Origin of the sequence: Natronomonas sp. EA1, from assembly GCF_051195035.1 — an archaeon.
Taxonomy (GTDB): Archaea; Halobacteriota; Halobacteria; order Halobacteriales; family Haloarculaceae; genus JBNTJV01.
Genome location: NZ_JBNTJV010000003.1, coordinates 36,434 through 49,790, shown reverse-complemented (window position 1 = coordinate 49,790; position 13,357 = coordinate 36,434). Strand labels below are relative to the sequence as shown.

The following is a 13,357-nucleotide window of genomic DNA, read 5'->3' as shown; positions in this document are numbered from 1 at the left end:
CGAACCGCTCAAGGGGTGTGCTCGCAAACGAGGGGGCATGAACATTAGCGTCGTCGGGAGCGGCTACGTCGGGACGACCCTCGCCGCGTGTCTCGCCGACCTCGGCCATCGCGTCACCGCGATCGATATCGACGAGGAGACTGTCGAAGCGCTGAACCGGGGAGAGTCACCGCTCCACGAACCCGGCTTGCAGCCGTTGCTCGACGAGTACGCGGGTGGCGGTCTCCGGGCCACGACGGAGTTCGGCGTCGTCCCGGAGACGGATGTCACGTTCCTCACCGTCGGGACCCCCTCGGAGGCGGATGGGAGTATCGACCTTTCATCGATCACCGCGGCCGCCCGCTCGGTCGGAGAGGCGCTCCGGGAGACGGATGCATACCATCTCGTCGTCGTCAAGTCGACGGTCATCCCCGGAACGACGGAAGAGCGACTCGTGGCGACGCTGGAGGCGGCCTCCGGGAAGCGCGAAGGTGAGGAGTTCGGCGTCGCCGTCAACCCAGAGTTCCAGCGTGAGGGGACGGCAGTCGAGGACTTCTTGAACGCCGATAAGCTGGTCTTCGGCACGGATGGTGACGACCGAGCGCTTGCCCGACTTCCTGAGCTGTACGCGCCGCTCATCGACGCCGGGGTTCCGGTCGTCGAGACTGGGCGGCGGGAGGCGGAGATGATAAAGTACGCTAACAACGTCTTTCTCGCGTCGAAGATCAGTCTCATCAACGAACTCGGGAACATCTGCAAGGCGTACGGTGTCGACTCCTACGAGGTGGCCGACGCCATCGGTCTCGACGACCGCATCTCCGAACGGTTCCTCCGCTCCGGTGTCGGTTGGGGTGGGAGCTGCTTCCCGAAGGACACCGACGCACTCATCGCCGCAGCGAAGCGCGCGGACTACGAGCCGGAACTCTTGGAGGCCGTCGTCGGCGTCAACGACCGACAGCCGGTCCGGATGATCGACCTCCTCGAGACCCACGTCGATGTCGCAGGTGAGCGCGTCGCCGTTCTCGGGCTCGCGTTCAAATCCGGGACGGATGACGTCCGGCACTCCCGGGCCATCCCCGTCATCGAAGCGCTTCAAGAACGCGGTGCAACGGTCGCCGCCTACGACCCCGTCGCGACCGAGAACATGCGGGAACGGTTCCCCGAACTCGAGTACGCGAACACCGCAGAAGCCGCCCTCCAAGGTGCCGTCGGTGCCCTCGTCGTCACCGACTGGGACGAGTTCGCGGTCCTCGATACGGAGTTCGACGCGATGGACGAACGGGTCGTGGTCGACGGGCGTCGCGTCATCGAGCGACGAGCGGGGCTCTCCTACGAGGGCCTCACCTGGTAGTCACGCCGCGACCGTCCCGCCCCGTCGCACCGCGGTTTCGGTGACTCTCACCGTTTCGTTGCCCACCTGGTACTCCCCGGTGTACGGGACGACTGCAGCGTACTCTCCCGTCGCGTTCGCCCGCACCGTCCGTTCGTAGGTAAACGTCGCACCGGAGACCGACTTTTCGACCGCGAGGCGAACCGTGCTGTTCGGGTCCGCGGTACCCCGGACGGTCGCGCCCGGGACCACTTCGAACACCTTCCGTTCTCCGCCGTCAGAAACGTACACGGCGCGGTAGTGAGCCAACCCAGGAACATCCCCGTTCCGGCTCCCGTAGGCGGTATGGAGTCGTACCCCGAGTGCTTCTGTTGGGCCGTCGCTCGGCTCGGTAACGAGGTACGATACCTGTCCGTCGAGTCGGCTGTACCAGCCACCGGGGTCGGTGGCACTCATGAACGGTCGGTAGTTGTCGAGGGCGAACGCGTAATCGAGTCCGCCACCGTTCACGAAGTAGTTGTACATCCGATTGCGGCCCCACTTCGAGAAGACGTACTCCTCGGGTGGGCCGTCTTCGGTATTCGAGTCGATCCATGCTGCCGCGCCGTATTCGGCGTCGCTAATGGTGATCTGAGTGGTCTTGATCGGGACCTGTACCATCGCGAGGCCACCGACGAGGAGGAATAGCGCGAACAGCGAGAACGTCTCACGTCTGGTGGGAAGTCTGAGCGCTGAGACGCCGCCGAACACCGTCGGTGCGTGTGTGATGTCCACCTTCGCAGCGAGATGGACGAACGCCAGTCCGGCCACGACCGCCACGAACGGGCCGAGTTCGCCCGCGAACCTGATTTCAACGGTGGCAAGCGCCAGGAACCACCCACCGTAGAGCCCGACGACAGGCCAGCCCCGATCCATGTGGCGGACACGGCTGACTGCCCAGGCGAAATACGGGACGGCGATGACGAGCAGGAAGCCGAACAGCAGGAGCCACCCGAACGAGGGGCCGAACAGCGACTGGGTCTCCGCGATGTTTCGCTGGGTGAGGAGCCCGGTCGCGCGTCGCGCCTGCGTGAGGAGGCCCGGAAGTAGGAGTGCGACGCCGGCGATCCCGACGATGGCCGCGCCGATTTCGACCCCAACGAAGGTCCGGCCATCGAGGCCGAACCGAACTGCGGCCTCCCCGGCGAGGACGAGCGCGACGGCGCCAACGAACAGTAGGGCTGGAACGGCGGCCACGACCGTCTGTTGCCACCCGAGAGCGAGGTGACCGAGGAGTGCGATGGCGGCGCCGCCACCGAGTCCGGCAACGACTGGAGCGTTCACACGTGTTGGTGACCCTCCCTGTTCGATGTCCACGACGACGCGGGCTGCCATGACGAGTGCGACCGGGAACAGCAGGAGGGGACCGGCTTCCCACGCGAGCACCTGCGCGCCGAGGCCGACCGCGATCGCGGCCGCTCCCAGCCAGTCGTCGCGGATGAGGCCGTAGGCGGTGAGCGTCAGAAAGAGGTAGTCGAAGGCGTGGTGGTCGGCGAAGCCGAGACTCGTGCGGAACGCGTGGGCGGGGAGGATTGCGAGCATCACGACGGCCGCGAGCGCCACACGCCGGTCGTCGGTGAGTTCGAGCGCGATGAGGTAGACGAGTCCCGCCGTGAGGAGGGCGGAGACGACGGGATACCACGCGAGTACCATCCCGGTCGCGTCCACGCCGAGAACGGCGGTGATGGCGACCATGGTGAAGACGTAGAGCGGTTCGCCCTCCGTCACCTGTGGCCCGTACTCGGCACCCCGATGAATCCCCTCGACGACGGTACGATAGAAATACGGGTCATTAGAGGAGAGGACCACGACCCCATCCCGAAAGACTGCCGGAAGGGAGAGGAGTCGAAAGAGTGCCACCAGCGCCAGCGCGCCGAGGAGGGCGGCGACGACCAGTCGACGGTCGGACTCGGGTGGCTCGTCGCGGCGTTGCATACGGGCAATCTCCGACTCGTCGCTCGTAAACCCTCCGCTCTCCGGGGCGCTACCAGTTGTACAGCGCGTCCTCGAACACCGTGTAGGCGTCCGCCTTCGTCACCGGCCGCGGGTTACACCGGATGAGCCGCTGCTGTTGTTCCACAGTCTGTGTCGCCAACCACTCTAAATCGTCCTCCTCGATGCCGGCCAGCTCGTTGAGGCCGCTCGGGATGACGTTCAGGTCCTGCTGGAGCTGGATGTAGGTGTCCTTCGCGGCGTCGGCGGCCTGGCGGTTGCTCATTCCCGTGGTGTTCACGCCCAGCAGTTCCGCGATCTCCGCGTAGCGGTCGGGGTCGCTCGCGGCGTTGTAGCCGAGGGTGCTCGCGGGCGTGAGGACGGCGATGGTCTCGCCGTGGAACGTGTGATACCGGTTCCCGACGGGGTAGGCCATCGCGTGCGCGAGGTTCGCGCCCGCGGTGAGCCCGGCGATGGCGCCGAACAGCGCGCCCCGGAGCATGTTCTCCCGCGCTTCGAGGTCGTCGCCGTTGTGGACGGCTCTCCTCACGTTGCCCGAGAGGAGCTTGATCGCCTCGCGGGAGAAGAGCTCCGTCACGGGCGTTCGCCCGGCGTAGACCGGTCGGTCCTCCCCGGAGGCGGGGCGGAGCATGCTGTCGTACTCGTGGGTGGTGAACCCCTCGATGGCGTGGCCAAGCGCGTCCATCGCGGTCTTCCCGGTCAGATCGGCGGGGAGGGTCGTCGTGAGCGTGGGGTCGAGTACCGCGGCGTCGGCCCGGACGTGGTGGCTGGAGATCCCCTCCTTCGTCTCCTGCTCCTCGACGGCGAGGATGGCGATGGGGGAGATCTCCGAGCCCGTCCCGGCCGTCGTGGGAAGCAGGACCAGCGGTGGTCCCGACTCCGTGACGGCCTTCCCGTTGCCCGTGGGCTCGACGATGTAATCCAGGGGCTTCCCGCCGTTGGCGATGACGACGCGGGTGGCCTTCGCCACGTCCATGACGCTCCCACCGCCGACACCCACGTAGAAGTCGTAGCCCGCCTCGCCCTGCTCGTCGCGGACGAAGGAGACGGCGTCGTCGATGTCGCTCACGGAGGGCTCGCGGCCGCAGGCGTCGTAGACGTCCACGTCGAAGCCGTCGGCCTCGAGCTCCTCGCGCACGCGGCCCGCGTGCCCGAGGTCCACGAGCGTCTCGTCGGTGACGAGGAGGCCCGTGGCACCCACCTCGGCGCCCAGATCGCCGAGCTGGAACCCCAGCTCCTCCACGGCACCCCTGCCGAACCGGATCTTCGGCATCTGGAAGCTCCAGACGGTCTCGGGCATCGGGAGGTGGTTGTCGGCGGAGACGGAGCGGTCGTAGCTCATCGCGTCCCCTCGCTGGTCACGATCACCGTTCGCACGCTGCCATTCATACACCCCTGTTCTCGTGACGTGTGTTAACTTTAGCCCCGTTCCCCGTTACCGCTGGAAGATGCGGGTCCGGTACTCACTCTCGGTGAGGTCCCCCGCGGCGAACGCGCGGGCGTCCGCGCTGTCGACGGTGACGCGGGCCTGCCCCCGCCCCTCGACGGTGGCGGTTATCTGGAGCGCTGCGGCGTCCCCGCCGTCCCCGACGTAGGTGGCGTAGGTGATGGCGATGGCCGTTATCTCCTCTGTGAGTGCCCCGTTCTCGCTCGCCGTGGAGGTGTAGCTGAGCTCCAGGGTGCGTCCGGACCACGCGAGGCTCGTCTCCCCGTACTCCGCGGCGACGGTGCCGTGGAACTCCGCGGCGGTGAGCGTCCCGTCCGAATCGGGCGCGACGGGCTCGACCGCGCCGTAGCGATACCCGAGCCCGAACGGGTCCGCGAGGACGAACACGCCCGCGTTGGCGAGGAGGAACAGTGCGACGCCGAGGAGGATGAGCAGGCCACCGCCCACCGAGCCGATGTTCTCGCGGACGAGTTCGAGGGTGCTCGCCCCCTCGATCTCCTCGTCGAAGTCGCTGGCGCGGACCTCGACCTGCTCGAAGGACATGTTGCCACAGCGGTCACACGGGGGGTTCTGCTTCGGGACGCCGTGCCCGCAGTTCGTACAGCGCCACTCCGTGTAGCCGTACTCGCTCGCGCTATCGGACGCGGAGTCCGTGCTCGCGTCGGGCGGGCTCATACTCCCCCCCGATGCCGGGCGTACAGGTGCATACCCTCTCTCGGTTCCCGGGCCTCCTTCCCCTTTCGGACGGCGAACGGTCCGGCTTTGTAGCTCCCCGTCCCACTCCCCCTATGCGCCAGTTCATCGTCCTCGGTCACGAGGCTCCGACCACCCCTGAGTTCCCGCTCGACGACCTCCCCTCCGCTGGCGGGCGCATCGACGTGCTCTGCCGGTGTGTCAACAGCGCCTTCTTCCTCTCACACGCCATCCGCGAGGACGTCCGCGTCTATCTCGTCCTCGCCGACGAGTTCACCGTCCGCTTCGAGGGGTCGGAGCTCCGACGGCTCAACCCCGACGAGCGCTCGACGGCGGCCCTGATTCGGAAGGCGCTCGAACAGCGCGAGGAGGCCATCGGCCACATGGAGGCCACGCCCGCACCGGGTGTCTACCTCTCTCGTCGCGGCTTCGCGTCGATTCTGGAGGAGGCGGCGGCGGACTCGACCGTCATCCAGCTCCACGAGGACGGCACCCCCGTCGTGGACGTGGAACCGCCCGAGAACCCGCTGTTCGTGCTCTCGGACCACCGCGATTTCACCGACGAGGAGGAGTCGTTGCTCGCGGCCGCGGCGACCGAACGCGTCCGCATCGGCCCCGAGATCCTCCACGCCGACCACGCGATTACGGTCACGCACAACTGGCTCGACACCGAGGCGTACACTCGGTACTGACCCCTTTCGAGTCGCTATCGAGTCGCTACCGGGCCGGAACGGGGACGTAGCGAATCACCCGTTCGGCCGCCAGCAACCCCACGGCGAGCAGCGCCCCGACGAGGTTCGCGGCGAGGTCGCCCCACCCGAAGTAGCGGTATGGCAGCCCCCACTGGATCACCTCGATGAGGGCGCCGTACCCGCCCGCGACGAGCAGGATGAGGCCGATCCGGTAGGCGGGGCGGTCCCGGTGGTGGATCGTCGCGTACCCCATCGCCAGCCCGAGCCCGGCGTACGCGGCGAAATGGAGCTTCTTGTCCCACCACGGTCCCGTGCCTGGCTGGCTCACGACCCCGAATAGCGAGAAGTAGGCGATGACTGCGATGACGGCGGCCACGCCGGCGTAGCGAACCGGCCTGGGAAACGCGGGGAACGGGATCCGGGACACGGTGAAGTGGTCAGCCCAGATTCCCGTAAGTGCTCGGGTGTCGCACGACGTGGTCCGATTCGCAACCGTTAAACACGTAACCGCCATTCGTCAGTATGCGGGCTGATGGGGTAGCTTGGTATCCTTCGAGGATCGGGTCCTCGGTACCTCGGTTCAAATCCGGGTCAGCCCATTTGTCATTTCGTTGACTCTTTCTGGGGAGAGGTTCTCTTCTAGGGTTGGCTCAAGCCTTATATACGAAAACGAGACCAACGAGGGTGTGGCAGATAAGTATCTGTATCGGACCGCAATAACTCGGCTCGATGTTCCCCAGTCAGACGCGGTGAAGCTCCACGACCTGATTGATGCGTGGCACGCGGGCTGTGCAATTGCGACCGACTACGCGTGGGGACGCACCACATCTCGCCGTGCGATACAGTCTGCGACGTACGACACGATCCGTGAAGAGACTGGCCTCAAGAGTGAACACGCGATTCTCGTCTGCCATCGAGTCGCCGAGGCACTCTCCAGTCTGGAGGAGCGACGAACGCAGGGTCAGCGGGTATCCAAGCCATCGTTTCGCTCGCCCACCGTAGCCTACGACGGCAGGACGATGACGCTGTTCGAGGATTGGCAGGTGTCTCTGACGACGTTAGAATCCCGTGCCCACTGTGACCTCGTTTTGCCCGCTGATTCGGATGGATTTCAGTATCGATATCTCGCCGACGATGCGTGGTCGCTCACCGAGAGCACGCTCACGTACCGCGATGAGCGGTTCTATCTCCATCTTGGATTTCGCCGACTGAGACCCGAACCCGAGACACCCGAGCACGAAACCGTTCTCGGGGTCGACTTGGGAATCGAACAGCTCGCGGTCACGAGCACCGGTCGCTTCTTCTCCGGTCGAGAGTTCACACATGAACAGCGTGAAGCCATCGAGCGGCAGCGAGAGCTTCAGCTGACGGGCACCCGTAGTGCCTACCGGACGATTGGTCAGGTCCGGGCACGCAGCCAGCGATACGGACGCGATTACCTCCATCGGGTGGCGAACGGCATCATCGAAGAGGCGATGACCCACGACTGTTCGGCCATCGCGTTCGAGGACCTGACCGGTATCCGGAGTCGACTACCGAACGCCACAGTGGTCCACCGATGGGCGTTCCGAACGCTGCTGACATTCGTCCAGTACCGTGCGAAGACACGAGGACTCGTGGTCGAGACTATCGACCCGCACTACACCTCACAGCGGTGTTCCCGAACGGATTGTGGGCACACGGACAGCGACAACCGCCTCTCAAGAGACGAATTTCGCTGTCAATCCTGTGGATACGAACTCAACGCCGACTACAACGCGGCGAAGAATATCGCGATAAAATACGTCCGCCGTGGCCACACGTCGTCACGCCGGACGGGCGTCAGCCAGTGCGCCCTTGCGTCCGGTACCTTGTCGCTTGATGGGTACACGGACAGGTCAGTCACGGACTGACAGCTGGTATCCGGGTCGGTCCATCTCTTACCGAAGCGCCACGCGCTCCCCCCGTTCGTCGGCCCGTTCGACGGCGTCGAGCACGCGCTGTACCTGGTAGGCGTCCTCGAACGAGGGGTGGAACGTCTCGTCCGCCGCGACGGCCGAGAGGAACTCGTAGTTCTCGTGGACGAACGTGTGTTCCCAGCCGAGGACGTGGCCGGGCGGCCACCAGTGGTCCACGTACGGGTCCGACTCGTCGGTGACGAGGATCGTCTCGTAGCCGCGGTGGTGCTCGCCTTTGAACGCCAGTTCGTTCAGGCGCTCGAGCGAGAACCGGAGGCTCCCCTTCGAGCCGTGGACTTCGATGGTGTGGTCGTTCTTGTGGCCGTCGGCGACGCGCGAGGCCTCGAAGGTGCCGATGGCTCCGGACGCGTACTCGACCTGTGCGGTGTAGGCGTCGTCGACGGTGACCGGGCGACGCTCGTCGCTGTCGGGTACGGGCCGCTCGTTCACGAACGTCCGGAGGGTGCCGGACACCGTCTCGACCGCCCCCACCTGCTCACCGACGAGGAAGCGCGCGAGGTCGACGGTGTGTGCGCCGAGGTCGCCGAGTGCGCCGCTGCCCGCGAGCGCCGCGTCGTTGCGCCAGCTCCACGGGGTATCGGGGTCGACCAGCCAGTCTTGCAGGTAGCGGCCGCGGACCTGCCGGATCTCGCCGAGTTTCCCGTCCGCGATGAGCCCTTTCGCGTAGCGGATGGCCGGAACGAACCGGTAGTTGAACGCACAGGCGGCGACGGCGTCGCTCGCGGCGGCGGCCGCCCGCATCCGCTCGGCTTCCGCCAGCTTTCGCGCCAGCGGTTTCTCACAGAGGACGTGCGTCCCGGCCTCCAGCGCGGCGATAGACGGGTCGGCGTGGAGGTGGTTCGGCCCGAGGTTGTAGAACACGTCCACGTCGTCGACGACCGACTCCCAGTCCGTCGCGGTGTGGGCGAACCCGAGGCGGTCGGCGGCGTCACTGAGTGCGTCCTCGTCGCGGCCGACCAGGGTGTGCCGCTCCACGTCGGGCGCGTCGGGGAAGAACATCGGCAGGCGAGCGAGCGCGTTCGCGTGGGCCCGGCCCATGAACCGGTAGCCGAGGACGCCGACGGAGATGGTGTCTCCCGGCATCGTCACTCGGCCCAGTAGGCGTCGCCGGGCTCGGTCTCGAAGACGGCGCGCTGGAGCAGGTCGACGGCCTTCTCCAGTCCCTCGCGTGAGGAGGTGAGCGAGTCCTCGTGTTCGATGCTGAGCGCGCCGTCGTAGCCGACCATCCGAAGCGTCGAGACGACGTCCTTCCAGTGGGCTTCCCCGTGGCCGTAGCCCACACTGCGGAACAGCCACGAGCGGTCGCGCTCTTCGGTGTAGTCGGTCGTGTCGAGGACGCCCTTCACCCGCGCGTTCGCGTCGTACACCCGCGTGTCCTTCGCGTGGACGTGGTGGATGGCGTCCGCCTCGCCGAGCACGCGGATCGCCTCGGTCACGTCGATCCCCTGCCAGTAGAGGTGCGAGGGGTCGAAGTTCGCGCCGATTCGCTCGTTCGTCGCCTCACGGAGTTTCAACAGCCCGGTCGGCTCGTAGACGAGCATGTTCGGGTGCATCTCGATGGCGAGGTCGACACCGTGGTCGGCGGCGACCGCCCCGAGCTCCGTCCAGTACTCGATGGCGACCTCCCACTGGTACTCCAGGGCCGCGGCGTGCTCGGATGGCCACGGTGCGGTGATCCAGTTCGGCACCTCGTCGTTCGGCCCGCCGGCCGGGAGCCCCAAGAAGCAGGTGACGGTTCCGACGTCGAGTTCCCGGGCGAGTCCGATCGCCTCACGGAGTTCCGTGTCCGCGGTCGCCGCCCGCTCCTCGTCGGGGTGGAGCGGGTTGTTGTGGGTGGCCAGTGCACTGATACGGAGGCCGTACTCGTCGAGCGTCGCGCGGAGGTCGTCCCGCGCGTCCGCGTCGTCGAGCAGGCGGCGGCGGTCGAGGTGGTCCTGGCCCGGGAAGCCACCGCAGCCGAGTTCGACCGCGCCGACCCCGAGCTCCGACAGGTACGCCAGCGCATCGTCGAGCGGGCGGTCACCGAGCGGCACCGTGAGAACCCCGATGTCCACTGTCAGTCACCCCCCGGGAGCGGCGCGTCGGCGTTCAACTCGACCGTCCGTCCGGTCTCCGAGGACCGGTAGATCGCGTCGATGACGCGCTGGACGGCGAGCCCTTCCTCCACCGTGTTGCAGCCGGGATGCTCGCCCGCGCGGACGCCGTCGAGGAACACGGCCTGCTCGGCCTCGTGGGTGTGGCCCGTCTGGGTCTCGATGTCGCTCTCTACGAGGTGGTCGACTCCGGCCTTCCGGGTCTCGTACAGCGTCAGCGACTGCTCGCCGCGGTCGAACCGAACCCCGGCGTCGGTGCCGCGGACGTAGAACTCGTCGCTCGGCGGTCGGTTCGCCGCCCACGCCACCTCCAGCGAGACGGTCCGGCCGTCCGCACAGCGAAGGAAGGCGCTCACCGAGTCGTCGACATCGAACCCAACTGGCCCGGTGTCCTCGCCCCACATCTCGACGAACGCGTAGTCGTCGCGGCCGCCGAACTGCGACCGGGTGACGCCGGTGACCTCGACGATGTCGGGGAAATCGAGGAAGAACAGGGCGAGATCGATCGCGTGGACGCCGATGTCGATGAGCGAGCCGCCGCCGGCGACGTCGGCGCTCGTAAACCACGACCCCCGGCCCGGGATACCGCGCTGCCGGAGGTAGTTGGCTTCGACGTGGGTGACATCACCCAGCCGTCCGACTCGTTGATACTCCTTGAGCACCCTCGCAGCGTTGCTGAACCGGTTGTTGAACCCGACCATGCAGAACCCGTCGGCGCTCCGCGCGGCCGACGCGATGCGCTGTGCACTCTCCAGCGTGTGCGCCAGCGGCTTCTCGATGAGGACGTCCAGTCCGGCCTCGAGTGCGGCGACGGCGTACTCCTCGTGGAAGCGGTTCGGCGTCGTCACGATGACGGCGTCGACGTCCGCGAACAGCGCCTCGGCGTCGGCGTAGGCCGCGGCATCGAACTCGGCGGCGAACCGCTCGCGGGCCTCGGCCTGGATGTCCATCCCGCCGACGAGCTCCGCGTCCAGCGCCTGCATGCGTTCGGCGTGGACGAATCCGATGTTCCCGAGGCCGACGATGCCGATCCGTGGTCGGGTGGGTTGGCTCATCGCCCCACCTCTCGGGCTACCGCGCGACCGTCGGCCGCGGCCGGGCGTGGTGTGGGCGCGACATCCTCCGAATATGGCTGTCTCCGCCCGACTCGTCTCGTGTTCTCTTGTCGTGTGGTGCTGTGGTTCACGGTCATCGTCAGTGATTCGCAGGGGTGATCGCATAAATCTGTTTGAAATCTCGAAGAAGATATTCTACCAGAATGTTTTTGTGGGAGTGTCTCACAAGCTGGAACGAACCATGTTCGATGATGACAATGGTAATGGGAACCGTTCGCTGCTCTCACGTCGTCGTTTCGTCAGGGCGATGGGTGCGACCGGTCTCGCAGCGGGGCTCGCAGGGTGTGGCGGCCGCCAGTCGGCCGGGACGAGCTCACCGACGTCCAAGACCGCGGGGACCCCGTCGGAGACCGCGACGCCGATCGACGTCGACAGCGAGGCACTCCGGAAGATCCAGGAACTCGCGTACGTGACGAACCAGACGCTCCCGGTGTTGCCGCTCCAGGAGAAGCTCGCCCAGTCGTTCCAGACGACCGACGACTGGAACGTCCCCTCGAAGAGCAGCCCGAAGAACCAGCTCTACTGGCCGACCGAGTGGCTGCCGCGGTCGGGTGCCTGGTCGGCCGTGGAGGGGTCCGACGACGACCGGCTGACGATGGCCCAGTGGGCCGTCCCCCAGGACTCCCAGTACAACCCCTGGAACGGGAAGAACTTCGCCGAGCCGCGGCGGATGCTGTTCGACCGGTTCATGAAGTACAACCTCGCCACACAGGAGTACTCGGGGTATCTCATCACCGACTGGTCGGTCGACGGGACGACGGTCACCCTGTCAGTTCGGGAGGGGCAGACCTGGCACAACGGCGACGCCGTCACCGCCACCGACGTGGCGAACCAGATCAAACTCGACATCTACAACGGCGGGTCGCTCGGTCAGTTCGTCGCACCGGACGACAAGGGGACGGTCTCCGAGCGGGTCGTCGCGACTGACGAGACGACCGTCGAACTGTCGCTGGTCGAGCCGGTGAACGAGGAAATCCTGCTCGCCTACCTCCAGCCGAAGTATCTCGTCGCCCACGGCGGTACCTACGGTGAGTTCGTCACCCGGCTCGACGAGGCCAGCTCGAAGGAGGCGCGCTCGTCGGCGCTGGGCGATCTCACCAGCAAGACCGTTCCCGAACCGGTCGGCAGTGGGCCGTTCCAGTTCGAGGACGCGGACACGCGGCGGACGCTCCTCACGGAGTACGACGACCATCCGGATGCGGGCACCATCAACTTCGCCGAGATGGAGTACCTGTACATGCCGTCCAACCAGAAGCGCTGGAACGCGCTCATCAACGAGGAGACGGACGGCTCCGCCACGCTGTTCATGCCTGCGAACAAGCTCCGTCAACTTCCCGACTCCGTGCAGGTCAGCCTCATCCCCCGCCACTGGGGGCTCGGACTCGTGTTCAACTTCGACGAGTCGCCGGTCGACGACCCCCGCGTGCGAAAGGCCATCGCGCACGTCGTCAACCGGGAGGCGGTCGCGAAGAACTCCGGCGCTGGCACCAACTCCAAGATCGCAGTCACGTATCCGAGCGGTCTGACCGGGGAGTTCAACGGCCAGATCGAGGGCACGTGGCTTGAGGGTGTCGTCGAGGAGTTCGACACCTACGGCCGCGGGACCGCCCAGACCGACCAGGCCGCACAGCTGCTCCGTGACGCGGGCTACGAGAAGCAGAACGGCACCTGGCAGAAGAACGGCGAGCCGCTCACGCTCCCCATCAAGGGCCCCGCCGGGTTCTCCGATTGGGTCGCCGGGGCGGAGACCGTCGTCTCGCAGCTCAAGCAGTTCGGTATCGAAGCGGAGTCCCGGATGAAAGACACCTCGACGTACTGGGGGAAGGACTACCCCAACGGGAACTTCGTCGTCGGCCTCCAGGGCTGGGCGTCGTACGACCAGTCGCACCCGTACTTCCACTTCAAGTGGCTCTACGACAGCTGGGACGCGAAGAACGCCTGGAACCTCCCGTCGGAGTTCTCGGCACCGGTCCTCCACGCGGAGACCCGCGAGCAGGAGAGCCTCGAGCCCGCGTCGCTGGTGAGCGCACTGTCGACCGCATCGGAGTAGTGAGTCTC

At 66.6% G+C, this 13,357-nt stretch carries 11 protein-coding genes and 1 tRNA gene; 5 read left to right on the top strand and 7 right to left on the bottom strand.

What is annotated here, in order from left to right:
• Positions 1 to 37: 37 nt before the first annotated feature.
• Complete coding sequence (gene aglM / locus ACQUQR_RS09890) at positions 38 to 1,330, top strand: UDP-glucose 6-dehydrogenase AglM (protein ID WP_435196310.1); 1,293 nt, start codon at positions 38 to 40, stop codon at positions 1,328 to 1,330.
• Here the strand turns inward: aglM and ACQUQR_RS09885 are convergent, their stop codons facing one another.
• From ACQUQR_RS09885 to ACQUQR_RS09875, 3 genes are all read right to left on the bottom strand, one after another.
• On the bottom strand, positions 1,331 to 3,283 hold the full coding sequence (locus tag ACQUQR_RS09885) for an STT3 domain-containing protein (protein WP_435196309.1): 1,953 nt from the start codon (positions 3,281 to 3,283) through the stop codon (positions 1,331 to 1,333).
• A 49-nt stretch (positions 3,284 to 3,332) separates the two neighbouring features.
• Positions 3,333 to 4,643, bottom strand: coding sequence for a hydroxyacid-oxoacid transhydrogenase (locus ACQUQR_RS09880; RefSeq protein WP_435196308.1), 1,311 nt, complete (start codon positions 4,641 to 4,643; stop codon positions 3,333 to 3,335).
• A 93-nt stretch (positions 4,644 to 4,736) separates the two neighbouring features.
• On the bottom strand, positions 4,737 to 5,423 hold the full coding sequence (locus ACQUQR_RS09875) for a hypothetical protein (protein ID WP_435196307.1): 687 nt from the start codon (positions 5,421 to 5,423) through the stop codon (positions 4,737 to 4,739).
• Positions 5,424 to 5,536: 113 nt separating this feature from the next.
• On the opposite strand from ACQUQR_RS09875, the gene trmY reads away from it, so the two are divergent.
• Positions 5,537 to 6,133: a tRNA (pseudouridine(54)-N(1))-methyltransferase TrmY gene (trmY, locus tag ACQUQR_RS09870; RefSeq protein ID WP_435196306.1), complete on the top strand. Its 597-nt coding sequence runs from the start codon at positions 5,537 to 5,539 to the stop codon at positions 6,131 to 6,133.
• A 25-nt stretch (positions 6,134 to 6,158) separates the two neighbouring features.
• On the opposite strand, the gene ACQUQR_RS09865 is transcribed toward trmY, so the two are convergent.
• Positions 6,159 to 6,560, bottom strand: coding sequence for a VanZ family protein (locus ACQUQR_RS09865; RefSeq protein ID WP_435196305.1), 402 nt, complete (start codon positions 6,558 to 6,560; stop codon positions 6,159 to 6,161).
• A gap of 99 nt (positions 6,561 to 6,659) precedes the next feature.
• Between ACQUQR_RS09865 and ACQUQR_RS09860 the strand changes: the two genes are divergently transcribed.
• Positions 6,660 to 6,732, top strand: a tRNA-Pro gene (locus tag ACQUQR_RS09860).
• Between the two features lie 12 nt (positions 6,733 to 6,744).
• Positions 6,745 to 8,025, top strand: a complete 1,281-nt coding sequence (locus tag ACQUQR_RS09855) for an RNA-guided endonuclease InsQ/TnpB family protein (RefSeq protein WP_435196304.1) — start codon at positions 6,745 to 6,747, stop codon at positions 8,023 to 8,025.
• A 27-nt stretch (positions 8,026 to 8,052) separates the two neighbouring features.
• On the opposite strand, the gene ACQUQR_RS09850 is transcribed toward ACQUQR_RS09855, so the two are convergent.
• Genes ACQUQR_RS09850 through ACQUQR_RS09840 form a run of 3 tightly spaced genes read right to left on the bottom strand, consistent with a single transcriptional unit; the run spans position 8,053 to position 11,239 of the window.
• Positions 8,053 to 9,174: a Gfo/Idh/MocA family protein gene (locus tag ACQUQR_RS09850; protein WP_435196303.1), complete on the bottom strand. Its 1,122-nt coding sequence runs from the start codon at positions 9,172 to 9,174 to the stop codon at positions 8,053 to 8,055.
• A gap of 2 nt (positions 9,175 to 9,176) precedes the next feature.
• A complete protein-coding gene (locus ACQUQR_RS09845; RefSeq protein ID WP_435196302.1) occupies positions 9,177 to 10,145 on the bottom strand; it encodes a sugar phosphate isomerase/epimerase family protein in 969 nt (322 codons plus the stop codon).
• A 2-nt stretch (positions 10,146 to 10,147) separates the two neighbouring features.
• Positions 10,148 to 11,239 carry a Gfo/Idh/MocA family protein gene (locus ACQUQR_RS09840; protein WP_435196301.1) on the bottom strand — a complete coding sequence of 364 codons (1,092 nt, stop codon included), beginning with the start codon at positions 11,237 to 11,239 and terminating at the stop codon, positions 10,148 to 10,150.
• Between the two features lie 241 nt (positions 11,240 to 11,480).
• On the opposite strand from ACQUQR_RS09840, the gene ACQUQR_RS09835 reads away from it, so the two are divergent.
• Complete coding sequence (locus ACQUQR_RS09835) at positions 11,481 to 13,349, top strand: ABC transporter substrate-binding protein (protein WP_435196300.1); 1,869 nt, start codon at positions 11,481 to 11,483, stop codon at positions 13,347 to 13,349.
• Positions 13,350 to 13,357 lie beyond the last annotated feature (8 nt).